Below are 24,806 nucleotides of genomic sequence, written 5' to 3'. Positions count from 1 at the left end.
CGGCATGATACCGGGGTAAACGCGATTACGGCTGCCAGGTTTGCGCTTTGCCCGACATTTTTTTATTCAAATAATAGGCCGCACTGATCAACGCCAGATGCGAAAGCGCCTGCGGGAAATTGCCCAGCGCGTGGCCCCAGGCGTCAAACTCCTCAGCGTACAGCCCCAGATGGTTAGCATATTTCAGCACTTTTTCGAACTCTTCACGCGCTTCCTCCAGCTTATCCGCCCGGGCCAGACATTCGATATACCAGAATGAACAGGCGACGAAATAGCCTTCTTCGCCGTGAAGTGAATCGGCAGGTGTTTCATCGGCAATATAGCGTCGCACCATGCCATCGCGCACCAGTTTGCTTTTGATGGCGTCGAGGGTGGCAAGCCAGTCGGGATCTTTGGCGCTGACGAAACGCAGCAGCGGCATCAGCAGCATCGACCCATCCAGATCGCTGCCGTGGCGGGTTGAGGTGAAATGCCCCAGTTTCTCGTTCCAGAAATTTTTCCAGATATCTTCCCGAATCGCCTGGCGCGTGCTCTCCCAGCGCTGATAGGGCATCGAAAGCGAACGTTTTGCTCCAAGGCGTAACGCCCGGTCGAGCGCCACCCAGCACATTAAACGTGAGTAGAGAAAATGCTCGGCCTCGCCGCGCATCTCCCAGATACCCGCATCGGCGGTATTCCAGATATCGCAGACGTGATCCACCAGGTTAATCACATGTTCCCAGGCGCGATGAGAGATACCATCGCCATATTTGGTTGCCAGATAAAGGGTATCCAGCAGTTCGCCATAAATGTCTAACTGACGCTGTTTATAGGCGTCATTACCAATACGCACTGGCACTGAGTCACGGTAGCCTTTCAGATGCGGCAGTTCGATTTCGGTGAGCTCGGTGCCGCAGTCCAGACGATACATTACCTGGAGCTTATCGGGTTCGAAACGACTGTTTTCCATGCAGCGACCAACCCAGCGACCAAAGGCGGCGGCTTCATCAACATAGCCGAGACGGATCAGGGCATAGCAGCTAAAAGAAGCATCGCGTATCCAGGTGGCGCGGTAATCCCAGTTGCGCTCGCCGCCGGGTAGCTCAGGCAGTCCGAAAGTAGCCGCTGCGGCTATCGAACCCTGCGATTTTGAACTTAGCAGCTTGAGTGCCAGCGCCGAGCGGATCAGGATTTCATGCCAGCGCCCTGAATATTTGTTTTTAGCTACCCACTGCTGCCAGTACCCCAGGGTATCGTGCTGGCTTTGCAAAACGTCCTGTTTTTTCCAGCGCTTTACCTCATCGCCGCCCAGCACAAAAAAGGCTTCTTCACCACAGCTAAGTGTAAAGGTGCCGCTGAGAAAACCGTCTTTTTCGCTTAACGGTACTGACGTTCTCAGCGTGATTTTATCGTCGTTCTCTCCCTGCCAGACGGCAAAGGTCTTATTTACCTTCGGTGAAGGGGCGTGGCGTGCATAGTCAAAATTTACCCGACACAGCAGGTTAATTGTGGCTTCACCCTGATCAACCCGAAGCCGACGAACAATTCGCGGCAGCGTATTCTCATCATCGGCAACAGGCATAAAGTCGGTTAATTCGACAATTGCACCCTCGGTGAGCCAGCGCGTTTGTAGCAGGTTGCTGTCAGGCAGGTAAGACTGAAGCGAACGCCACTGGTCGCCTTCGGGGGAGAGCGTGAAGACGCCTGCCCGTTCATCATCCAGCAGAGAGACGAAGAGGGAAGGGCTATCCAGATTCGGCCAGCAGAAGAAATCGATAGTGCCATTACTGGCGACCAACGCACAGGTGCGCAAATCGCCAATGATCCCATGATCGCCAATCGGCCGCAGTGATTGTCGGTACGTTGTCTTTTTCATATAAGAATGAGCTTAGTACAGCGTTTGTTAATTGAACAAGACTGAAACGCGCCGGTCCGTTAAACCATTAACATCACCCCGGTTGTCTGTCCCGGAACAGGGGCTGACTGAAGTAGGGCGGTAGGGCGTCATTTTGAAAGAGAAAAACGAGTAAGAAATGCTTATCTTGCTCGTCTTTTTAAGCGCGTGAAGATGGGTGTGGGCGATTAATTGACATACGACTGAGCCGTTACGCGGTCAGGACCACACAGCATGATAGGTTTTCCCTTAGCGATACTGTCGCTAAAGTATTGCTTCATACCGACACTGATACCCGCGCCACACCACATAAGATGGTGCTCATGACGACTGCTAATGGCTACCGGGATTTCACTGATAATGGAAGAGACATCGACGCTAAAACCTTGCCCGGAGAGACGAATTGCCTCAAGCCAGATTTCGTTATCATCCTTCACGCTGATTGCTTCGAGGAACAGCGGGACATCACCATCACGACGAGATGAGCGCGTCAGAGAACCGGCCCGGTGTATAACGCACTGATGAAAGCGCTGTAAACGACGAGGAGCACCCTCGCGGGTATCGTCCTGCAGCCAGCGGTTTACCGGGCGCATTAAGCGGTTGATAACGTCATCGCTGCTGTAATCATTAATCACATTTCTGACATAGCGTAACAGCGCGCGATCTGTGCCAAATTCCAGCTGCCAGAGTAAATCGCCTTTCAGGGCCGACCAGCCGTAGGTACGCAGAGGCTCGCCTGACTGATGGCTATGACGAATATCTAAAAGCGTCGCGCCGCCCGCCGTCTGCGTTTTTAGCGTACGAACATCCTCAAGCTGAGTTTCATTCCAGCCCGCAGAGAATTCGCCCGGGCTAATCAGGCCATAACGATACCAGCGTCGCAGATTGGAAGGGTGAATACCGGTGATAGTGCAGATATTATCCGTGGAGTGATATTTCATACTATGCCCCCTTAGAGGGATGTCGTCGGAGAATGCCAACAACTGAAGCACCATTATGAACCGCAATGTCTAAAATTAATACAGCAGATCATGCTCATTACAAAACTTCACGCCTTTTTTTACATAAAATTCATTAAGCGGCAGATAAATATGACATTCTGATAAAAATTAAATGAAATAATTAAAAATTATTTTGTGCTACCCGGCAGTCAATCTTACCGGGTAACACATCGCTGAACGGTCTCTAGCTGAAAAACATTACTGAAACGCAAAGTAAACCAACAATAAGCGTAATGAGATTACCCAGTGAACGGTAAGGCTTTAATGCGGCAATCAGATAGGTAGAGAGCGTTGGCATAATGAACAGGATCATCGCTATCAGCGGGCCGCTGATAGCGTAAATCATCGATATAGCATTCGGATTAATACAACAAACCATAAATGTTGTCAGCGAAATAAGAATAATCGACGTTGCCCGATGAAATGCCCGGCTTTTTTTTATGCCTATTTGCTCAAGAGATGATTTAACCATTTCGGTAGCACCTTCGATAACCCCAAAATAGGTGCCGAGAAACGATTTAGACATCGCGATGACGGCCACAATAATGCCGGAAATGGCCAGCCAGGTCGGCGAATTCGGCATCATAGAGAGCGCCGATAAGATCGTTACGCCTTCATCTCTCGCCGAATTGATATAGGACGGTGGGATTGACAGCAGGCAGCTAAACACAAAAAACAGCACGCTCAGGCAGATAATAAGGTAAGCCACCTTCATGATTTTTTTGCATTTATCCATGGCCTGCTCGCGATATTTTTCCTGTCTGTCGATGGCAAACGTGGAAATAATCGGCGTATGGCTAAAAGCAAAAACCATCACGGGAATGGAGATCCAGATCTGGTGCAGCGTATGACTATCAACGGTCATATTATCGGTCAGCAGGGTGGGCTGCCAGCTACCGGTGAGATAAAACGACAGAAACAGAAAATAGGCAATCAGCGGAAAAACTAACATGCCCATCACCCGGATCGTAGCCTGGCGACCCATCAAAAAGATGGCATTCAATACCAGCACCACCCCGAGACTGGTCAGCATCCGCACACCGGTGGTTATCTCGCGATATTTGGCTATTTGCTCGCAAAGAGAGTTCGTAATGGCAACGGCATAGATAAGAATCACCACAAAGAAAGCGACAAAATAGAGTGCGGTAATAGCACTGCCAATTTTCTTACCGTAATAGTGCGTAACTGCACCGGTGATCCCTTCCCCGGCAGGTGTGTTGGCAGAGAGGATAAACTGGCACAGGGCTTTATGCGGCCAGTACGTCAGAGGATACGCCACCAGGGCGGTAATAAATAACACGACCGCACCGGCCGATCCCAGTTGAATGGGCAGAAACAGTGTACCCGCTCCGACAGCAGTCCCGTACAGGGCGAAACTCCACAGAGTCTCTTCTTTTGACCAAAATTTCGACATTAGATAGTTTTAAATAGCAGATAAGTGACAAAAAGAAGCGCAACTTACCATAGTTTGTTGGCCAATGGACATATTGTCATCAACGTTACATTTTGCCTGCGGCACGCGTCAGCTGATAATTAACAATCCATTGTGATAACACTCACTTATTTAAAACAATTAAGATAATTTAAATTAACAATGGACTACTATGCCCGGGGATATTCTCACTGAGGTCGTCATGAAAGAGGTCGTGATTGTAGGCGCTGTACGTACGCCCATTGGCTGTTTTCAGGGGACGCTGTCGCGCCTTTCTGCGGTTGAGCTGGGAAGCACTGTTATTCGGGCGCTGATCGAGCGTAGCGGTATCCAACCGCACAGCGTGGATGAAGTGATCCTCGGCCAGGTCCTGACGGCCGGTGCCGGGCAAAATCCGGCCCGTCAGTCGGCGTTACATGGCGGTCTGCCGAATACCATCTCTGCCATCACCATCAATGATGTGTGTGGTTCCGGACTGAAAGCGCTGCATCTGGCGACCCAGGCAATCCAGTGTGGCGAGGCCGATGTGGTTATCGCCGGCGGGCAGGAAAACATGAGCCGCGCGCCGCATGTTCTTACCGACAGTCGTACCGGCGCACATCTGGGTAACAGCCAGTTGCTGGACAGCCTGGTTCACGATGGACTCTGGGATGCCTTTAATGATTATCACATGGGCATTACCGCAGAAAATCTGGCGCGAGAATACGGTATTAGCCGCGAATTACAGGATGACTGGGCGCTTCGATCGCAGCATAAAGCGCGTCTTGCCATTGATTCCGGTCGTTTCAAAGAGGAGATCGTACCGGTTGCCACCGTGCGTGCCGACGGGACCCCATATTGGGTTGATACCGATGAGCAACCGCGTACCGATGCCAGCGCCGAAGGGCTGGCACAGCTTATCCCGGCATTTGACCGCGACGGCTCAGTGACGGCAGGTAATGCTTCTTCTATTAATGACGGTGCAGCCGCAGTCATGATGATGAGTGAAGCAAAAGCGCAGGAACTTAATCTGCCGGTACTGGCGCGCATCCGCGCCTTCGCCAGCGTAGGCGTGGATCCTGCCCTAATGGGTATCGCACCGGTCTATGCCACGCGCCGCTGCCTGGAAAGGGCTGGCTGGGCGCTGGATGAGGTGGATCTGCTCGAAGTGAACGAAGCCTTTGCCGCCCAGGCCATTTCAGTTGGTAAAATGCTGGAGTGGGATGCCAGTCGGGTGAACGTTAACGGCGGGGCTATCGCGCTGGGCCATCCGATTGGCGCATCCGGTTGCCGTATTCTGGTATCGCTGGTGCATGAGATGATGAAACGTCACTCCCGTCGCGGCGTAGCGACACTATGCATCGGCGGCGGCCAGGGCGTTGCGCTGGCGATTGAACGCGATTAATGGCGGCCAGCAGGACAAAAAAAAGCCCTCAGTAATGAGGGCAAAGGCCAGTTACAGAAGTTTTTGTTTCACTCACTCATTCATGCCGACAAGACGGCGGCGGTTTATCTAAAAACCAGGTGTTAATTTATAGAAACATTGTTTCATAATCTGTGACGCTTGACTCATTTCATAAGAATTTCCTTAAGCCACGCCGGTAACCTTTTTACTTCTGTGACCCTCATCCGGATAAACTTTGCTTTTTTGCCAGTATCGTGCTTACCGCTGTTATTTCACAAAGGTTTATTAACTCTTTGTAATTTATCGTCTTTAATCATAATGATTAAACAGGGTTTGCTGATTTTGCGATCGCAACGACATTTTTGAACATTAGTTGCAAAAAATTGAAACGTTGTTTTATTTATAATTGAAAAGCGGTTTCAGGAGGGCTAAGATGAGTGCATCAACCAGGCGAAACAAGAATTCGCTTCTCGGGCCGCACTGGCTCACTGGCTCTCTTCTGGAGGTAACGTGGACATCAGACAAAGTATTCACAGCGCACATGCAAAAACCCTTGATACTCAGGGTCTGCGCGATGAGTTTTTAGTCGAAAAAGTGTTTGTGGCCGATGAATACACCATGGTGTACAGCCATATTGATCGCATCATCGTTGGCGGCATTATGCCGGTGGTGAAAAGCGTCTCCGTCGGGGGCGAAGTCGGTAAGCAGCTTGGCGTCAGCTATTTTCTGGAGCGCCGTGAGCTGGGCGTTATTAACATCGGCGGTCCCGGCACCATTACCGTTGATGGCACCTGCCATGAAATCGGTCATCGCGATGCGCTGTATGTGGGTAAAGGGGCAAAAGAAGTGGTGTTTGCCAGTATCAATGCGCAAACACCGGCCAAATTCTATTACAACTGCGCCCCGGCCCACACCGCGTATCCCACCAAAAAAGTGACGCCTGCGGAGGTATCACCGGTGACGCTGGGTGATGACCTCACCAGTAACCGTCGTACCATCAATAAATACTTTATTCCGGACGTGCTGGAAACCTGTCAGCTCAGCATGGGCCTGACCGAGCTGGCTCCCGGCAATCTGTGGAACACCATGCCGTGCCATACCCACGAACGCCGCATGGAAGTGTACTTCTATTTCAATATGGATGAAGACACCTGCGTATTCCACATGATGGGACAGCCGCAGCAAACACGACATATTGTGATGCAAAACGAGCAGGCGGTAATTTCACCAAGCTGGTCGATTCACTCAGGCGTCGGGACCAAAGCCTATACCTTCATCTGGGGTATGGTCGGTGAAAACCAGGTCTTTGATGATATGGACCACGTCGCCGTTAAAGATTTGCGCTAGTCGCACCCGCTATTCGCACAGTGAGCCTGTTATTACAGGCTCTGAAAGATAAGGAATAAAAAATGATTCTGGAAGCATTTTCTCTGCAAGGTAAAGTCGCGGTTGTCACGGGATGTGACACCGGTCTGGGACAAGGTATGGCGCTGGGTCTGGCTGAAGCTGGATGTGACATCGTGGGTATCAACATTGTTGAACCGACGGAAACCATTGAGCGCGTCACCGCGCTGGGCCGCCGCTTTCTCAGCCTGACCGCTGACCTGCGCAAAATTGACGGCATTCCGGCACTGCTTGAGCGCGCCGTGGCCGAGTTTGGTCATATTGATATTCTGGTCAACAATGCGGGCTTGATCCGCCGTGAAGACGCTATCGACTTCAGCGAAAAAGACTGGGACGACGTAATGAACCTGAACATTAAAAGCGTGTTCTTTATGTCTCAGGCGGCGGCCAAACACTTTATCGCCCAGGGTAACGGCGGCAAAATCATTAACATCGCCTCCATGCTCTCCTTCCAGGGCGGCATCCGCGTTCCGTCTTACACCGCCTCAAAAAGCGGCGTGATGGGCGTGACCCGTTTGATGGCCAACGAGTGGGCGCAACACGGTATCAACGTCAACGCGATTGCGCCGGGCTACATGGCGACCAACAATACTCAGCAATTACGCGCTGATGAAGAGCGTAGCGCGGCAATCCTGGAGCGTATTCCGGCGGGCCGCTGGGGTCTGCCGAGTGATCTGATGGGACCGATCGTGTTCCTGGCATCCAGCGCATCTGATTACATCAACGGTTATACCGTTGCCGTAGACGGCGGCTGGCTGGCTCGTTAAGGCGGATGATGTAGCATGCGAGCGTCGCACCGCAGAACCCTGCTTCTGGCAGGGTTTTTTATTGTTTATTTTTCCGGCGTCCATATCCTTATTAGCGTAATATCCATAATCAGTAGGGCTGTAATTCATATTTATTTAATAAAAAACATATTAATCATTTAGTTATAAATAAATTTTTTGAACGAGATGTTTTTCTAAAATTGTAATGTCCATCACATAACCTTTACCCATAGCCATTTAATCCATATCTATGCGGTTTCTTGCCTGACAACGTAAATACGTCCTCGCGTAAATTGGTCCTATCTTCTCTCTGTTCAGGCAGGAAAAAATGACCTCTCTCAGTCACGATCCCATTGCGGTGCCGCGCGCCTTACGCGATACGCGGCGAATGAATATGTTTGTGTCGATATCGGCGGCGGTCGCCGGGCTGCTGTTCGGTCTGGATATCGGCGTTATTGCCGGCGCATTGCCGTTTATTAGCGATCACTTTGTGTTGACCAACCGTCTCCAGGAGTGGGTGGTCAGCAGTATGATGCTGGGTGCGGCACTGGGCGCGCTGTTTAACGGCTGGCTCTCTTTTCGGCTGGGGCGTAAATACAGCCTGATGGTCGGCGCGGTGCTGTTCATCCTCGGATCGCTGGGGTCGGCTTTTGCTCCCGGGGTGGAAGTATTGATTGCTGCCCGTATCGTATTAGGGGTGGCAGTGGGGATCGCCTCGTATACCGCGCCGCTGTACCTGTCCGAAATGGCGAGCGAAAACGTGCGCGGCAAGATGATCAGTATGTATCAGTTAATGGTTACGCTGGGCATCGTGCTGGCCTTTCTCTCTGACACGGCATTTAGCTATAGCGGCAACTGGCGTGCGATGCTGGGGGTGCTGGCTCTTCCGGCGGTGGTGCTGATGGGACTGGTTATCTTCCTGCCTAATAGCCCGCGCTGGCTGGCGGAGAAAGGCCGCCATGTTGAAGCGGAAGAGGTCCTGCGGATGCTGCGCGATACGTCAGAAAAAGCGCGTGATGAGCTGAATGAAATTCGCGAAAGCCTGAAGCTTAAGCAGGGGGGCTGGAAGCTGTTTAAGGTTAACCGCAACGTGCGCCGTGCGGTATTTCTGGGCATGTTGCTACAGGCGATGCAGCAATTTACCGGTATGAACATCATCATGTACTACGCGCCGCGCATCTTCAAAATGGCCGGTTTTACCACCACAGAGCAGCAAATGCTGGCCACGCTGGTGGTCGGACTGACCTTTATGTTTGCCACGTTTATCGCCATTTTCATGGTGGATAAAGCCGGGCGTAAACCGGCGCTGAAAATTGGTTTCAGCGTTATGGCGCTGGGAACGCTGGTACTGGGCTACTGCCTGATGCAGTTCGATCAGGGTACCGCGTCACCGGGCCTCTCCTGGCTGTCAGTGGGCATGACCATGATGTGTATTGCCGGTTATGCCATGAGTGCCGCGCCGGTGGTGTGGATTTTGTGCTCCGAAATCCAGCCGCTGAAGTGTCGCGATTTTGGCATCACCTGTTCGACCACCACCAACTGGGTGTCAAACATGATTATTGGCGCGACCTTCCTGACGCTGCTCGACAGCATCGGCGCAGCCGGGACCTTCTGGTTATATACGGCACTTAATGTCGCGTTTGTTGGCATCACGTTCTGGCTTATCCCGGAAACCAAAAACATCACTCTGGAGCATATCGAACGTAATCTGATGGCCGGTAAGAAACTACGCAAAATCGGCAACTGAACGGGCTGTGGCTCTCAATCAAAAATGAAAGGGAGCCTTCATCATGCTGTCGCAACACGCTTAAGTAAAAAATTCGGCTGAAATTAAATGCAACAGTGAAAAGATGCAGGTAACGTTGTTTCACTCTTTTTTTGACGCAGAACGGGATAACGACATGAAAACCATCGGCTTACTGGGCGGCATGAGCTGGGAATCCACCATTCCTTACTATCGACTGATCAACGAAGGTGTTAAACAGCGCCTCGGCGGACTCCACTCCGCCAGCCTGCTGTTGCACAGCGTGGACTTCCACGAGATTGAAGCCTGTCAGGCCAGCGGCGAGTGGGAAAAAGCCGGTGAGATGCTGGCGGAGGCGGCCACAGGCTTGCAGCGTGCCGGAGCGGAAGGCATTGTGCTGTGTACTAACACCATGCATAAAGTCGCGGAGCAAATCGAAGCGCGTTGTTCACTGCCGTTTTTGCACATTGCCGATGCGACCGGGCGGGCGATTAGCCAGCATACGATGTCCCGGGTGGCGCTACTGGGCACGCGCTACACCATGGAGCAGGACTTTTATCGCGGACGGCTGACACAGCAGTTTGCTATCGAAACGCTTATCCCTGAAGCAGACGATCGCCAGCGTATTAATCAGATCATTTTTGATGAGTTGTGTCTGGGTCGCTTTACCGATGCCTCCCGCGACTATTACCTTCAGGTGATCCAGCGCCTGGCGGAGCAGGGCGCGGAAGGAGTGATCTTCGGCTGTACCGAAATTGGCCTGCTGGTGCCGGCTGAACGCAGCCCGCTGCCGGTATTTGACACCGCGGCTATTCACGCGGCTGACGCGGTGGAATTCATGCTGTCCTGAGCATCGCCTCCAGCGGCGCTGTAATACGCGGCAGACTGGTCTGAAGATGGTGCGTAAATGCCTCGACCAGCGCCGAGGCAGGGCGGTGCAGGGGGCGGATCAGGCTGACGGTAAAAGGAACATCAATGCTAAACCGCCGCACTGCCACACCGCTGTCGACGTAGTCCAGGGCGGTTAACGGGTTAACCACCGACAGCCCTACCCCTGCCCGTACCAGCGCGCAAATCGACGCAGCGCTGTGCGTCTCGACCACCATCCGGCGTTTTACCTGATGCTCGTTAAACAGCGTATCCAGTAACTGCCGATAACTGTCGGTACGCGACAGACTGATATAATTCTGCCCGTGAAAATCGGCTGGCGTCAGGATCTCGCGGGCCGTTAACGGATGATCCTGCGGCAGAACGCAGACTTCATTCAGCGTCAGCAGCGGCGTTCGTTCGGTTCCGGCGGGCGTATGCAGTGTTTCAGTGATCCCTAAGTCATGGCGCTGCGCCGACAGCCACTCCTCCAGCAGCGGCGATTCCTGCGGCACAATATTCAGGCTCAGATCCGGATAGCGTGCCAGAAAGGGCTGAAGCAGGATGGGCAAAAAAGACTGCGAAAAAACCGGCAGGCAGACCACCGACAGCTCGCCCTGGCGAAATTCGCGCAGGCTCTCTGCCGCACTGACAATACGATCCAGTCCGTACCAGGATCGCTGCACCTCTTCAAACAGTCTCAGTCCCTGCACCGTCGGATGCAGCCGACCCCGCGTACGTTCAAAAAGCGTGAGGCCCAGCACCTGCTCAAAGCGTGCCAGTTCGCGGCTGACAGTAGGCTGCGAGGTATGCAGCATCTGTGCTGCTTCGGTCAGATTTCCGGTGGTCATCACGGCATGGAAAATCTCAATATGGCGTAAATTCACGGCGGCCATGGCAGCTCCTGAAGGTCAATATCCATATCATATTTGCATAGACTGACGACAAATCGATATTTTTTATTCGGTTTATTTTCTGGCGTAATAGGAAAAAAAGCCGCAATGGAGCCTGTTATGCCGCATGATTTACACACCACCGATAGCAGTCTGAATGCTGAAAACCTGCTGCGCCTGCCCGCTGAATTTGGCTGTCCGGTATGGGTGTATGACGCGCAGATCATTCGCCGCCAGATGGCCAGGCTGCGTAAATTTGATGTGGTGCGTTTTGCGCAAAAAGCCTGCTCGAATATTCACATATTGCGCCTGATGCGCGAGCAGGGCGTCAAAGTCGATTCGGTATCGCTGGGCGAGATCGAACGTGCGCTGGCCGCCGGATACGATCCGCAAACCCACCCGGATGACATTGTTTTTACGGCCGATCTTATTGATAACGACACCCTGGCGCGGGTGCATGAGTTGCAAATCCCGGTTAACGCCGGTTCAATCGATATGCTTGAACAACTGGGCCAGGTGTCGCCTGGCCATCGTGTCTGGTTGCGGGTGAATCCGGGCTTCGGTCACGGCCACAGCCAAAAAACCAATACCGGCGGTGAAAACAGTAAGCACGGGATCTGGTACGGCGATCTGCCCCTTGCGCTGGAGAAAGTCCGCCAGTACGGTTTACATCTGATCGGTATTCATATGCATATTGGCTCTGGCGTTGACTATGGTCATCTGCAACAGGTTTGCGGTTCCATGGTTAAACTGGTGATCGATGCCGATCAGGATCTGGAGGCGATCTCGGCGGGCGGCGGGCTGTCGGTTCCTTACCGGGAAGGCGAAGAAGCGATCGATACCGATCACTATTTTACCCTATGGAATGCGGCGCGGGAGCAAATTGCCCGTCATCTGGGGCATCCGGTCACCCTGGAGATTGAGCCGGGGCGGTTTCTGGTAGCGGAATCCGGCGTGCTGGTGGCGCAGGTTCGCAGCGTTAAGGCGATGGGCAGCCGCCATTTCGTACTGATTGACGCCGGGTTTAATGACCTGATGCGCCCGGCGATGTACGGCAGCTATCATCATATTAGCGCGCTGGCCGCCGACGGACGCGACCTCCACCACGCGCCGTTACTGGAAACGGTGGTAGCCGGGCCGCTGTGTGAATCGGGGGACGTGTTTACGCAACAGGAGGGCGGGAAAGTGGAAACCCGCACGCTGCCGGCCGTGACGGCGGGAGATTATCTGGTGCTGCACGACACCGGGGCTTATGGAGCATCTATGTCCTCTAACTACAATAGCCGCCCGCTGTTACCCGAAGTACTGTTTGACGGCGCAGACGCGCGGTTGATCCGCCGCCGTCAGACGGTTGATGAGCTACTGGCGCTGGAATTGTTCTGATCAAAATACGGGCCCGTCGTTACCGAGTCGCGCAGGATCAGTTTACCGGTGAACGGCGGGATCGGCTCCAGAGGTTTCTCACCCGCCAGTTTGATCGCCTGGTCGATAGCGGTCACGATCATCATGTCAATCGGCAGGTAAACGGTAGACAGCCCCGGCTCCAGCCAGCGGGCGCTGGGTGCATCGTCGAAGCCAAACAGCGAAATATCCTGTGGAATACGCAGTCCGGCCTGATGTAGCGCTTTTGACGCGCCAAGGGCCATATCATCATTGCAGGCAAACAGCGCGCTGAACGTCACATTTTCCGATAACAATGCCTGACACAGTTCATAACCGCGCGTCATGCTGGCATCACCGTATTTAATCCTGCTTTCATCAGGCGCAATACCGTGTTTCTCCAGCGCCCGGCGATAGCCCAGCAGTCGTGCTTTACCGGTGGGCGTGTGGATGGGCACAGTAATACAGGCAATATCCCGGTGCCCCTGTGAGATCAGGTAATCGACCGCCTGAAACGCGGCGTCCTGCTGCTCGAAGAACACGCAGCGTTCACGCGCCGACTGGACGTCACGATTGATGATCACCAGCGGCATCGGCAGCGCAGCAATCAGCGACGAAATGGTTTTTTCGCTCATAAAGCGGGTATAGAGCACGATAGCATCGCAGTGTCTGTCCGCCAGCATCTGCACCGCCTGTTCTTCGCATTCCGGCGTGTCGTGGCCGTCGGTGACGATCAACTGCTTACCGTACGATTCCGTCTGGCGTGCCGCCTGCTGCAACAGACGACCAAAATAGAAGCCGTCAAACGTTGAAACGACCAGCCCAATGCTATTACTGGTGCGGTTAGCCAGCGAGCGGGCCAGAAAATTAGGCCGGTAGCCCAACTCCTCCATGGCGTTAAAAACCTGTTGCCGGGTGCTCTCCTTGACCTGACCTGTGCCGTTCAGTACGCGGGAAACGGTCGCTTTCGACACGCCTGCACGTAATGAGACATCCAGCATTGTTGCCATTATTTGTTCCTGATGCCACATGATAGCCGCAGTTTAACATAGACATTGTGGGGAGAAAGGCTGCGTGCTTCAGGATTGTACTTTGATCAACATTAGCACCTGACTTCGCGCTGTTTCCCCGCGCAACGCGAGGAAGAACAGGCTTAAAGACTCACCAGATGACAGGCTACCCGATGCCCGGCGGCCACCTCCCGCAGGGATGGGATCTGCTGATGGCAGCGCGCTTCAGCATACGGGCAGCGGGACGAGAAACGGCAGCCGGACGGCGGCTGAGACGGATCGGGGATTTCGCCCTGCACCGCAGCAACCGGGGCGCGGCCCGGCTCCAGCGTCGGCACGGCGGCCAGCAGCGCCTGAGTATAAGGATGCAGCGGCTGGCTGAATAGCGCATCGCGGCTTGCGGTCTCGACCAGCTGTCCCAGATACATCACCGCCACGTCATCACATAAATGTTCGACTACCCCCAGATCGTGAGAAATAAACAGAAAGGTCACGCCGCGATCGTCGCGCAAATCGGCAAATAAATTGATGATTTGTGCCTGAATAGAGACATCCAGCGCGGAAATCGGTTCGTCAGCAATAATAAAGTCCGGATTAAGGATCAGCGCACGGGCAATGCCAATGCGCTGGCGCTGACCGCCGGAGAACTCATGCGGAAAGCGGTTATAGTGCTGAGCCGACAGCCCGCAGATTTGCATCACATCGATCACTTTTTCGCGCATTTCACGCCGGGTACAGAGCTTATGCTCCAGCATCGCTTCACCGATTGCCTCGCCGATCCGAATGCGCGGATTCAGCGAACTATAGGGATCCTGAAAAACCAGCTGGATCTTTGGGCGAAGCGATCGTAATGCGCGCGGGGAAAGATCGTGCAGATCCTGGCCGCGAAACTTAACGCTGCCCGCCGTTTTATCATACAGCCCCAGCAACGTCCGTCCGACGGTGGTTTTACCGCTTCCCGACTCGCCGACCAGACCGAAAATCGTGCCCTGACGGATGGCAAAACTAACGCCGTCTACCGCACGCAGCTGGCCGGTTTGCTGACCAAACAGGCCATCGCGCAGCGGGAAATGCTTTTTCAATCCGTCAACTTCAATCAGATAATCACTCATGACTGCGCCTCCGGTAAGCCACTGTAAAAGCAGGCGGCCTGATGTGTTTCACCCACCAGCGGCGGAATGCCCTGACGACAGCGCCCGGTAGCGTTGGCGCAGCGATTGGTGAAGGCGCAATAGGGTGGCAGTGCTGCCAGATCCGGTACCTGGCCGGGAATAGAATATAAACGGCGGCGGCGCTGGCCGGGCACCGGACGGGAGGCGATCAGGCCCTGAGTATAAGGATGTAGCGGGTTACGCAGTACCTCCGCCGTTGTGCCCTGTTCCACAATTCGCCCGGCATACATCACCACCACCCGTTCCGCCATCTGGGCAATGACGCCCAGATCGTGGGTGATCAGCATTAGCGCCATATGATGTTCGCGCGCCCGATCGCGCAGTAACCGCAGGATTTGCGCCTGCACGGTGACGTCCAGGGCGGTGGTTGGCTCGTCGGCAATCAGTAATTTCGGCTGGCAGCTTAAGGCCATGGCGATCATTACCCGCTGTAGCATTCCGCCGGAAAGCTGGTGCGGATAGCTGTTCATCAGACTTTCCGGGCGGGCCAACCCTACGCCATCGAGCTGCGCAATCGCCTGCTGCCAGGCGACTTTTGGCGATTCACCGCGGTGGCGGATCAGCGGTTCACACAGTTGATCGCCTATCGTCAGCACCGGATTCAGCGCGCTCATGGGCTCCTGAAAAATCATCGCCAGCGCATTGCCGCGTAAATCGGCCATGCTGCTGGCTTTCAGACGCAAAAGATCGCGGTTCTGAAAGCGGATCGCTCCGCTGTCCAGACGTGCCGCCTGCGCGGGTAATAGCCCCATCAGCGCCATGGCGGTCACGCTTTTACCGCAGCCTGATTCACCGACCACGCCGACAGTTTGTCCGGCATCAATAGTGAAGGAGACATCCTGTACCGCCCGTACCCGGCCCTGTTCGCCAGCAAATGAGATAGACAGACGGTCGAAGGTGACTAACGGCTCGCTCATTTCAGACTCCGTTTCATTTTGGGATCCAGCGCATCGCGCAGGCCGTCACCCAGTACGTTAATGGCGATCACGGTGATAAAAATGGCAATTCCCGGCGGCATCCACAGCCACGGACGGCGCTGAAAGTCGATCAGGCTGTTGGCTGCATCCATCATATTTCCCCATGAGGGCGTCGGAGGGACAACGCCCAGCCCCAGATAGCTGAGCGCCGATTCGCTAAGGATGGCATTCGCCACTGCCATGGTGGCCATCACCACCAGGATCGGGATGGTGTTTGGCAGCAGATGACCAAACAGTCTTCGCCGCGCCGACAGACCGAGTACCTGCGTCGCCAGCATAAAATCGCGCTCGCGCAGGGAAAGGATCTGTCCGCGCACCAGCCGGGCCAGCTTCGGCCACTCCAGCAGACTGAGCATGACAATCACCATATAAATGCGCGAATCGGATGAGAAATCGAGTTCTGAGAGCATGGCCCCGGCGACAATCAATAGCGGCAGGCTGGGGATCGTCATCACTAAATCTGCCAGTCGCATTATCAGTTTATCGATGACACCGCCGGCATAGCCAGATACCGCGCCAAGTAAATAGCCAAGCGCGACCGACATCAGCATGGTCAGCAGACCAATAATCAGCGAAATCCGCCCGGCCAGCAGCAGGCGGGTATAGACATCCCGGCCAAGAAAATCCGTGCCGAGCCAGTGCGCTGCACCCGGCGGTTTATTGATCATCAGCACATCGGTGGCATCATCTTTCCACGGCGACCAGAGCGGACCCAGTACGCACCATACCGCCATAACAATCAGCATGAACAGGCACAACATCGCCAAAGGATTGTGACGCAACCTGCGCCAGGCCTGACGCCAGGGGGAGGGGGTAACCTGCGCCAGCACCGGGATCTCTGCTTTACGCAGGCGGCGTTGAGTAGAAAACAGCGAACTGAGCATTACGACCTCACCCGGATACGCGGGTCGGCCCACGCGTAAAGTATGTCGGCAAGCAGATTGCCAAGAATGGTTAAGACCGCCAGAAAAAGCGTAAAGCCCATCAGCACCGGGTAATCACGCGCCGCCAGAGAATCGATATGAATATGTCCGGCTCCCGGCCAGTTAAACACTTTCTCGGTAATAATGGCCCCGGAAAACAGCCCCGGCAGTTCGAAACCGAGCAGGGTGATAATCGGCAGTAACGCATTGCGCAGCGCGTGTTTAAAAATGACCGTGCGTTCACGCAGCCCTTTGGCGCGGGCGGTGCGGATAAAATCCATCTTGACCACATCCAGCATACTGGCGCGGAAATAGCGCGTCAGACTGCCGGCCTGGAGCATCACCAGCGCGAGGACCGGAAGAAGTAAATGGGCGGCAACCTGCATCATCCACGCCCAGCCGCTGTCATCGCTACCGGTATTGGTCATTCCGCCGACCGGCAGCCAGTGCAGATCGACCGCGAACCATTTAATCAGCAGCAGGCAGAGAAAGAAGGTGGGAAAAGACATGGCGGCAAATACCGCAACGCTGACCAGATGATCGAACAAGGAATTGGGCCTGAGAGCCGAAACAATACCTACGGTCAGACCAATGCCCCAGTAGAACACCAGCGCCACGCTTGCCAGCAGAAATGAGTTCCAGATGTACTGATTCAGTAACTGGCTAACCGGAATTTGATACTGCAAAGAAAAGCCCAAATCCCCCTGCGCCAGCTGGCCCAGCCAGTGCAGATAGCGGCTGAACAGAGGCTGATCGAGGCCGTAAATTGCTTTAAGCTCGGCGGCGCGCGCGGCGGTCAGCGTAATATTGCCGTCAATAAAATCGCCGGGGGTTTTGGCGAACAGCATAAAGATGATCAATGAGGCCAGCAGCAGCATCGGCAGCGTTTGCAGCAGGCGCCGCAGAATAAAATTTCTCATGGTTTTCTCACGGCCGCCGCCCGAAAGGGCAGCGGCGACGGTGACAGCATTACTTGACGATTTTTACATTCGGCAGGCTGCCGGTCAGGCCGTTGTAGATATCCGGCGCGAAACCGGTCACGCGGGCGCTGCTGGCGGAAAGAATTTTCCGGTTGCCGAGCAGAATAACCGGCGGATCTTCCGCCAGCACTTTGTAGAGCTGATGGTAAATTGGCTTACGTTTCTCTATATCGAGCGTGGCGTTACCTTCGTTAATTAGCTTATCGACCTCGGGATTGTTATAGCCCGACTCTTTAGCTTCGGTGCTGTAGAAATCCCACACGCCATCGTGCGGATCGTTAAGCGTGCTGGTGCTAAACGATGCCAGATCGTAATTACCTGATTTACGCTGCGCCATCAGGGCGTTGAAATCCACCACCTGCGGTTTTAACAGCACGCCAATTTGCTGCCAGTTCTCTTTCGCAATCGGGATCAGCGCGTCGTTGAGTACTTTCTTACTCACCAGCAGCGTCAATTCAAGACGTTTGCCATCCTTCACGCGAATCCCATCCGCACCCGGCTTCCAGCCTGCTTCATCCAGCAGTTTTTTCGCCTGCGCCGGATCGTATTTATAGGGGTTTACGCCTTCCGGGTTATACGCCCAGGAAATCGGCGCGATCGGCTCAATGGCCACGGTGCCGTAACCCTGATACACCACATCAATTAACTTCTGGCGATCCAGACCATAAATCAGGGCCTGACGCACTTTGGCCTCTTTCAGCGCCGGACGACGGACGTTAAATTCTACCTGGCTGTAATCACTGGAGCCGTACAGATTGATATTGGCGAAGCCCAGGAGCTTAAGTTGTTCAATGTCATCCGGGCGGGACGTGAATGCATCGTAATCCGTTTCACCGGTCTGAAACAGCTGGAAGTTGGTAGACGGATTGGTAACGCGATAGATAAAGCGCGGCGTCGGCGGCGTGCCGCGATAGTAATGAGTATTGGCGTGGAAACGGATCTCCTGACCCGGAATATATTTATCATAAACATACGGCCCGTTACCCAGCGGTTTGCCGTGCAGCGTGCGCAGATAATCGAGATTGCCACGCTGATAATTCTTACCGTAATAGGCTTTAGACAATACCGGGCCGCCGATTTTCGACAGTGTGGTCGCGCCTGGCTGGGTCGTCGTCACTTCAATGGTCTGCGGATCAATCACTTTCAGGCCGCTAACGCTGTCCGCTTTGCCGGCCTTATATTCTGCGCCGCCGGCAATATTGGCGAGCGTGATATCAGTATCACCATCATATTTGGGATCGGACAATACTGTCAGGGTAAACGCCACATCGTCAGCGGTCAGCGGCGAGCCGTCGCTAAAGGTCAGGTTCGGGCGCAACTTGATGGTATAGACCTTGCCATCCGGGCTGACCGTCCAGCTTTCCGCCAGGCCCGGTACCAGCTTACCGTGGCTATCCCAGTCAATCAGGCGCGAGAAGATCACATTGGTTACGTTCTCATCCCAGCCGTTAACGAAGAAGTACGGATTAAAAATGCCCTGCGGCTCCGAGATCCCGGCGACCACGGTATCTTTACGCAGCTTCGCCGCCGCCGGAACCTGGCTGGCATCGGTCGCAGGCGTAATACCCTCTTTTAATACGTCGTCTGCACTGGCGACAGTAGAGAAGGCGACCATGCTGCCGAAGAGGGCAATGCGCAGGGCCAGCGCAAAGCCGGTAGGTTTTGTTGATAACGATGTAAGTAGCGTGGTCAAAAGAGTTCCCTCATCGGATAAATGCAGAAAAACTGACAAATAATGACGAACGATAAGAGCCGTCATGCGGCCTGTCTAACAACGAAAAACACTGATTTATAACCAATTATCCTTAGAGAAAATTCGCAATAGCATTGCTTAAAAGCGGCAATTGCTGCCCATAATGCAATGTGGTATGCCAATAACAAATTTTTAACCATTCTGGGATGCCGATCGTCGTCATGAGAGGTTAATCACAGAAGTTTTGTCGCGACATGGCTATTTTTGGTATGCCAAATGGGCGCAAGCTGTCCCCATTTCGATAACAAGTCCCTAAAATTCTGAGGTAATACTTCATGGCATTTCAGGAAAAAATGATCGACTCGCTGGGCAGTTTTGCGACAAAATTCAACAGTTATCGCTATATCATGGCGATCAAATCCTCCTTCATCACGCTGATGCCGGTCATTATTGTCGGGGCATTTTCAGTGCTGATTTCGAACATGGTTCTCGACCCCAAAAATGGGCTGGCCAGCTTCCAGTCGCTGTCATTTCTGGCGACGCTCAAACCGATCACCAGCGCCATCAACTACGCGACGCTCAATTTTCTGAATATCGGTGCGGTGTTTTTAATCGGCATTGAGCTGGGCAGGATCAACGGGATCAAGACGCTGTTTCCCGGCCTGCTGGCGGTGATCTGCTTTATTTGCGTCACGCCTACCACCGTCGAAATGATGGTTGACGGGCAAATGCGCGAAGTGAAAGACGTGCTGCTGCGCCAGTTCTCGGATACCCGCAGCCTGTTCCTCGGTATGTTTATCGCCATTCTGTCGGTAGAAATTTACTGCTGGCTGGAGGGGCGGCCGGGACTGAAGATCAAAATGCCGGACACCGTGCCGCCGAACGTTTCCGCTTCGTTTTCCGCGCTGATCCCGGCGATCATCACGACTACGGTTATCGCTACTTTCGGGTTTGTGTTTCATCAAACCACCGGCATGTACCTGTACGACGCGGTTTATCAGGTGGTGCAGCAGCCGCTTGAGCGGGTAATGCAAAGTCTGCCGGGTATTCTGCTGTTAATGTTTGTCGCGCAGCTGTTTTGGGTGATTGGCATTCACGGCAACCAGATGATCAAGCCGATCCGTGAGCCGCTGCTGCTGGGGGCTATCACCGTCAACATGAGCGCTTTTGAGCAGGGCAAAGAGGTGCCTAATATCATCACTATGCCGTTCTGGGATGTATATATGAGCATTGGCGGTTCCGGGCTGACAATTGGTCTGCTGATTGCGGTAATGATTGCCACAAAGCGTAAAGAGATGCGTGAGATCGCCAAGCTGTCGATTGGGCCGGGGCTGTTTAACATTAATGAGCCGGTTATTTTCGGGATGCCGATCATGCTGAACCCGATCCTGGCGATCCCGTTTATTATTACGCCGCTGGTTACCGGCTCGATCGGCTATTTCGCAACGGTCACCGGGTTTGCCGGTAAAGCCGTGGTGATGGTGCCGTGGACCACGCCGCCGCTGATCAACGCCTGGCTTTCCACCGCCGGTTCAATGGGCGCGGTTGTTACCCAACTGATTTGCATCATTACGGCGGTCATTATTTATCTGCCGTTCGTCAAAATTGCTTCCCGTCGTGCTGACCAGGCGCAGTTACTGAGCGAGCAGCAGGCCGCCAAAAAATGAGGAACTTATGAGTCTAAAAACGTTAGCTATTCCGACGGATTTTATTCTGGGGGCTGCGGCCTCCGCCTGGCAGACCGAGGGCTGGAGCGGCAAGAAAGTGGGCCAGGATTCATGGCCCGATCTCTGGTACAAAAACGATCGTCACGTCTGGCATAACGGCTACGGCCCGGCAGTGGCCACCGATTTTATCAATCGCTTTCGTGAAGATGTTGCGCTGATGAAGGCCGCAGGCCTGACCCACTATCGTACCTCAATCAACTGGTCGCGTTTTTTGACCGATTATGAAACTGCAACAGTTGATGAAACGTACGCTGACTATTATGACCAGCTATTTGATGAGATGCAGCGCCACGGCATAGAGCCGATGATCTGTCTTGAGCACTATGAGCTGCCGGGCTATCTGCTGGAAACTTACGGCGGCTGGGCGTCAAAAAAAGTTGTTGAATTATATCTGCTGTACGCGCAAAAAGTCTTCGAACGTTATCATCATAAAGTTACGCGCTGGTTTACCTTTAACGAGCCGATTGTGGTCCAGACGCGGGTTTATCTCGATGCGCTGCGCTGGCCGTATGAGCAGAATACCTCCACCTGGATGCAGTGGAATCACCATAAAACGCTGGCCACGGCAAAAGTGGTGAAGCTGTTCCGTGAAAAGGGCTATCACGGTACGGTGGGCTGTATTCTCAATCCGGAAGTGACCTACCCACGTTCTAAAGCAGCGCACGATGTCCGTGCCGCTGACGTTTACGATCTGTTTTATAATCGGGTATTCCTCGACCCGATGGTGCATGGCGAATACCCGGCCGAGCTGTTTACGCTGCTGGCAAAACATGAGGTGGCGTGGGATTACACGGCCGATGAGCTGGCGATCATTCGCGACAATACGGTAGATGAACTGGGCATCAATCTTTACTATCCGCATCGGGTAAAAGCACCGTCCCGCGCGTGGCATCCGGAAACGCCTTTTCATCCGGCCTGGTATTACGAACCGTTTGATCTGCCGGGACGATGCATGAATACGTCGCGCGGCTGGGAGATTTATCCGCAGATCGTTTATGACATGGCGATGCGTATTAAACAGGAGTACCGCAACATTCCGTGGTTTATCGCGGAAAGCGGGATGGGCGTGGAAAACGAAGCGCAGTTTCGCAATGCTGAAGGAACTATTGAAGATGATTATCGTATCCGCTTTATCAGCGAGCATCTTTATCAGACGCTGCGGGCTCGTGAAGACGGCGCGAACTGTCAGGGTTATATGCTGTGGGCCTTTACCGATAACGTCTCACCGATGAATGCATTTAAGAATCGCTACGGACTGATTGAAATCGATCTGCAAAACAACCGCGCCCGGCGTGCCAAAAAATCGGCGTCGTGGTTTCACCAGTTACGTGAGGATCGTCAGCTAACGCTGACCCTCGATGATGAAGATAAGTAGCCTCGTTTTCAGGTGAAAACCGCCGAACCGGCGCGAAATTTGGTAAACTTGTCCACGTCCGGGCGTCACCGGACGTCAACTTCAACGTATGTACAGGTGATAGTGTGGAGAAGGCCCTCGTTCCGCCGGAAAAGAAACCTTACCAGGAAATTGGTGAAGATTTACGCGCGCAGATTGTGCAGGGGCGCTATCCTCCCGGCTCGCGGCTGCCGCCGGAACGCAACATCGCCGAAACCTACGGAGTGAGCCGCACCATCGTGCGCGAAGCGCTGTTAATGCTGGAACTACAGGGGACGGTCGACATCCGTCAGGGGTCCGGCGTCTATGTCATGCGCGTTCCCTGTGAAGCAGAAAACGAGGACGAACGTCTGCTGAACAGCGACGCCGGACCGTTTGAAATTCTTCAGGCCCGCCAGCTGCTGGAAAGCAATATTGCCGCTTTTGCCGCCCGCATGGCGACCCGCGCCGATATCGATAACCTGCGCCGAATCATCGAGCAGGAGCAGCGGGCCATCGCCACCAATGATACTACCCAGGACAATAATAAGATGTTTCATCTGGTGCTTGCCGGGGCGTCGCAGAATCAGATGCTGCTGATGACGGTGGAGAACATCTGGCACCAGATGGATGGCAATCCGCTGTGGCAGCAGTTTAATGCGCACATTGCCAGCCGGGCTTACCGGCTGAAGTGGCTGGGCGATCGGCAGACCATTCTTGCGGCCCTGCGCCGCCGCGACGTTATGGGGGCCTGGCAGGCCATGTGGCAGCATCTGGAAAATGTAAAAAATAGCCTGCTGGAGCTTTCCGACGAAGACGCGCCCGATTTCGACGGCTATCTGTTTGAATCCGTCCCGATTTTTCAGGGAAAAGTGATGTAAAGGCCTGAGCCGGTACGCGTCTGCAATAATGCCGGATGGCGCTGTGCTTACCCGGCCTGCGATTTCGATACCCGAATGCCAGCGCCGCGCTTTACCTTCAGGCGCTTGCAAGCGACAGCGCCGCCGGGCAGTTAATATACAGGCTCAACCCTCGTTTAACGTGCTTACCGACTGTCGGCGTACCAGCGTTGGGCTAAATAAATGGGTTATTTCCGGCAGCGGCCGCGCGTCGGCCAGCGCCAGCGCCAGTTCCGCCGCCTGAGTTGCCATCGTCACAATGGGGTAACGCACCGTCGTCAGACGAGGACGGACGTAGCGTGAAACCAGCACGTCATCAAAACCGATCAGCGAAATTTCGCGTGGGACATCAATACCATTGTCATTAAGTACGCCCATAGCACCTGCGGCCATTGAGTCGTTGTAGCAGGCAATGGCGGTAAAGTTTTTCCCGCGTCCCAGAAGCTCCGTCATCGCCTGTTCGCCGCCGCTCTCATCCGGCTCGCCAAAGGTGACCAGCCGGTCATTCGCCGGAAGACCACTCTCTTTAAGCGCATCGTAATAGCCCTGCAACCGATCTTCCGCATCAGAAATGGCATGATTTGAGCACAGGTAACCAATCCGCGTATGGCCCTGCTGAATCAGATGACGGGTGGCCAGCCATGCCCCGTAGCGGTCATCCAGCGCGACGCAGCGCGCTTTATAGTCTGGCAAAATACGATTAATTAACACCATGCCCGGGATCTGCTTCATCAGCCCGGCCAGTTCGGCATCGGGGATCATCTTGGCGTGAACCACCAGCGCCGCGCAGCGGTGACGCATCAACTGCTCGATGGCCTGACGCTCTTTATGCTCATCGTGATAGCCGTTGCCAATGAGCAAGAAATTGCCGGTGTGATAGGCCACTTGCTCTACCGCTTTTACCATGGCGCCAAAAAAGGGATCGGACACGTCACCGACGACCAGTCCAAGCGTTTCCGTGGATTGCTGCGCCAGCGCCCGGGCATTGGCATTGGGATGATAGGAGAGGGACTGCATCGCCGTCAGCACGGCCTGACGGGAGCTTTCGCTGGCTTTCGGTGAATGATTAATGACGCGTGATACGGTGGCGACAGAAACGCCTGCGAGCCGGGCTACATCTTTTATGGTCGCCATACTTTGCCTTATAGGGTAAACGTTTACATCAGATTCAGTTTTACGGAAAAATGCCCGTTCTTCAAGAGGATTAACGTAACATGACTGACCTGATCCGCCTGTGATCGTCGTCAGCAATGTTATCGTTTATGACTTTCATTTCAGTGATGAAATGAGAAAAAGCTAATTAATACC

20 protein-coding genes are annotated in these 24,806 nt (G+C 53.9%); 9 read left to right on the top strand and 11 right to left on the bottom strand.

All coding sequences use genetic code 11. The annotated features are described in order from the left end of the window. Window positions 1–25: 25 nt before the first annotated feature. The 3 genes from AC791_RS01180 to AC791_RS01170 form a co-directional block, all read right to left on the bottom strand. Window positions 26–1,855 carry a glycoside hydrolase family 15 protein gene (locus AC791_RS01180; RefSeq protein ID WP_049838660.1) on the bottom strand — a complete coding sequence of 610 codons (1,830 nt, stop codon included), beginning with the start codon at window positions 1,853–1,855 and terminating at the stop codon, window positions 26–28. 206 nt (window positions 1,856–2,061) lie between these two features. Beyond that, window positions 2,062–2,814 carry a hypothetical protein gene (locus AC791_RS01175; RefSeq protein WP_049838659.1) on the bottom strand — a complete coding sequence of 251 codons (753 nt, stop codon included), beginning with the start codon at window positions 2,812–2,814 and terminating at the stop codon, window positions 2,062–2,064. A 244-nt stretch (window positions 2,815–3,058) separates the two neighbouring features. Further along, window positions 3,059–4,288 (bottom strand): amino acid permease, encoded by a 1,230-nt coding sequence (locus tag AC791_RS01170; RefSeq protein WP_049838658.1) that lies wholly within the window; start codon window positions 4,286–4,288, stop codon window positions 3,059–3,061. Between the two features lie 220 nt (window positions 4,289–4,508). Between AC791_RS01170 and AC791_RS01165 the strand changes: the two genes are divergently transcribed. From AC791_RS01165 to AC791_RS01145, 5 genes are all read left to right on the top strand, one after another. Next, complete coding sequence (locus AC791_RS01165) at window positions 4,509–5,690, top strand: acetyl-CoA C-acetyltransferase (RefSeq protein WP_049839044.1); 1,182 nt, start codon at window positions 4,509–4,511, stop codon at window positions 5,688–5,690. Between the two features lie 510 nt (window positions 5,691–6,200). Next, window positions 6,201–7,037: a 5-dehydro-4-deoxy-D-glucuronate isomerase gene (kduI, locus tag AC791_RS01160; RefSeq protein WP_049838657.1), complete on the top strand. Its 837-nt coding sequence runs from the start codon at window positions 6,201–6,203 to the stop codon at window positions 7,035–7,037. Window positions 7,038–7,099: 62 nt separating this feature from the next. After that, the gene (gene kduD, locus AC791_RS01155; RefSeq protein WP_049838656.1) at window positions 7,100–7,861 is read left to right on the top strand and encodes a 2-dehydro-3-deoxy-D-gluconate 5-dehydrogenase KduD; all 762 of its coding nucleotides are present in this window, start codon (window positions 7,100–7,102) and stop codon (window positions 7,859–7,861) included. 328 nt (window positions 7,862–8,189) lie between these two features. Further along, entirely contained in the window at window positions 8,190–9,608 is a 1,419-nt protein-coding gene (locus tag AC791_RS01150; RefSeq protein ID WP_049838655.1) for a sugar porter family MFS transporter, read from the top strand. 154 nt (window positions 9,609–9,762) lie between these two features. Continuing rightward, window positions 9,763–10,455 (top strand): aspartate/glutamate racemase, encoded by a 693-nt coding sequence (locus AC791_RS01145; RefSeq protein WP_049839043.1) that lies wholly within the window; start codon window positions 9,763–9,765, stop codon window positions 10,453–10,455. Here the strand turns inward: AC791_RS01145 and AC791_RS01140 are convergent. Beyond that, the gene (locus tag AC791_RS01140) at window positions 10,442–11,368 is read right to left on the bottom strand and encodes a LysR family transcriptional regulator (RefSeq protein WP_049838654.1); all 927 of its coding nucleotides are present in this window, start codon (window positions 11,366–11,368) and stop codon (window positions 10,442–10,444) included. The genes AC791_RS01145 and AC791_RS01140 overlap by 14 nt on opposite strands. Window positions 11,369–11,485: 117 nt before the next feature. Here AC791_RS01140 and lysA point away from each other — a divergent pair, with 117 nt between their 5' ends. Next, window positions 11,486–12,748 (top strand): diaminopimelate decarboxylase, encoded by a 1,263-nt coding sequence (gene lysA / locus AC791_RS01135; protein ID WP_049838653.1) that lies wholly within the window; start codon window positions 11,486–11,488, stop codon window positions 12,746–12,748. Here lysA and AC791_RS01130 read toward each other — a convergent pair. The 6 genes from AC791_RS01130 to AC791_RS01105 form a co-directional block, all read right to left on the bottom strand. Then, entirely contained in the window at window positions 12,709–13,746 is a 1,038-nt protein-coding gene (locus AC791_RS01130; RefSeq protein WP_199485493.1) for a LacI family DNA-binding transcriptional regulator, read from the bottom strand. The two genes, lysA and AC791_RS01130, sit on opposite strands and share 40 nt — an antisense overlap. Window positions 13,747–13,898: 152 nt before the next feature. After that, on the bottom strand, window positions 13,899–14,867 hold the full coding sequence (locus AC791_RS01125) for an ABC transporter ATP-binding protein (RefSeq protein ID WP_049838651.1): 969 nt from the start codon (window positions 14,865–14,867) through the stop codon (window positions 13,899–13,901). After that, window positions 14,864–15,844, bottom strand: a complete 981-nt coding sequence (locus tag AC791_RS01120; RefSeq protein WP_049838650.1) for an ABC transporter ATP-binding protein — start codon at window positions 15,842–15,844, stop codon at window positions 14,864–14,866. Before AC791_RS01120 ends, AC791_RS01125 begins: the two co-directional genes overlap by 4 nt. Then, a complete protein-coding gene (opp4C, locus tag AC791_RS01115; RefSeq protein ID WP_049838649.1) occupies window positions 15,841–16,788 on the bottom strand; it encodes an oligopeptide ABC transporter permease in 948 nt (315 codons plus the stop codon). Before opp4C ends, AC791_RS01120 begins: the two co-directional genes overlap by 4 nt. After that, the gene (locus AC791_RS01110) at window positions 16,788–17,747 is read right to left on the bottom strand and encodes an ABC transporter permease (protein ID WP_049838648.1); all 960 of its coding nucleotides are present in this window, start codon (window positions 17,745–17,747) and stop codon (window positions 16,788–16,790) included. The genes opp4C and AC791_RS01110 overlap by 1 nt, the downstream gene beginning before the upstream one ends. A 49-nt stretch (window positions 17,748–17,796) precedes the next feature. After that, window positions 17,797–19,422 carry an ABC transporter substrate-binding protein gene (locus AC791_RS01105; protein WP_228136873.1) on the bottom strand — a complete coding sequence of 542 codons (1,626 nt, stop codon included), beginning with the start codon at window positions 19,420–19,422 and terminating at the stop codon, window positions 17,797–17,799. Window positions 19,423–19,835: 413 nt separating this feature from the next. On the opposite strand from AC791_RS01105, the gene AC791_RS01100 reads away from it, so the two are divergent. The 3 genes from AC791_RS01100 to AC791_RS01090 all read left to right on the top strand — a co-directional run bounded on the left by AC791_RS01100 (window position 19,836) and on the right by AC791_RS01090 (window position 23,480). Next, window positions 19,836–21,167, top strand: coding sequence for a PTS sugar transporter subunit IIC (locus tag AC791_RS01100; protein WP_049838646.1), 1,332 nt, complete (start codon window positions 19,836–19,838; stop codon window positions 21,165–21,167). Between the two features lie 7 nt (window positions 21,168–21,174). Continuing rightward, window positions 21,175–22,602 carry a glycoside hydrolase family 1 protein gene (locus AC791_RS01095; protein WP_049838645.1) on the top strand — a complete coding sequence of 476 codons (1,428 nt, stop codon included), beginning with the start codon at window positions 21,175–21,177 and terminating at the stop codon, window positions 22,600–22,602. A 104-nt stretch (window positions 22,603–22,706) separates the two neighbouring features. Then, window positions 22,707–23,480, top strand: a complete 774-nt coding sequence (locus tag AC791_RS01090) for a GntR family transcriptional regulator (protein WP_049838644.1) — start codon at window positions 22,707–22,709, stop codon at window positions 23,478–23,480. A 144-nt stretch (window positions 23,481–23,624) separates the two neighbouring features. Here the strand turns inward: AC791_RS01090 and galR are convergent, their stop codons facing one another. Further along, window positions 23,625–24,632, bottom strand: a complete 1,008-nt coding sequence (gene galR / locus AC791_RS01085) for an HTH-type transcriptional regulator GalR (protein ID WP_049838643.1) — start codon at window positions 24,630–24,632, stop codon at window positions 23,625–23,627. Window positions 24,633–24,806 lie beyond the last annotated feature (174 nt).

Source organism: Klebsiella sp. RIT-PI-d (assembly GCF_001187865.1).
In the GTDB taxonomy this organism is placed as follows: Bacteria; Pseudomonadota; Gammaproteobacteria; order Enterobacterales; family Enterobacteriaceae; genus Superficieibacter.
Note: the sequence above shows the minus strand (reverse complement) of the source record. Positions and strands in the feature narration are given on the sequence as shown.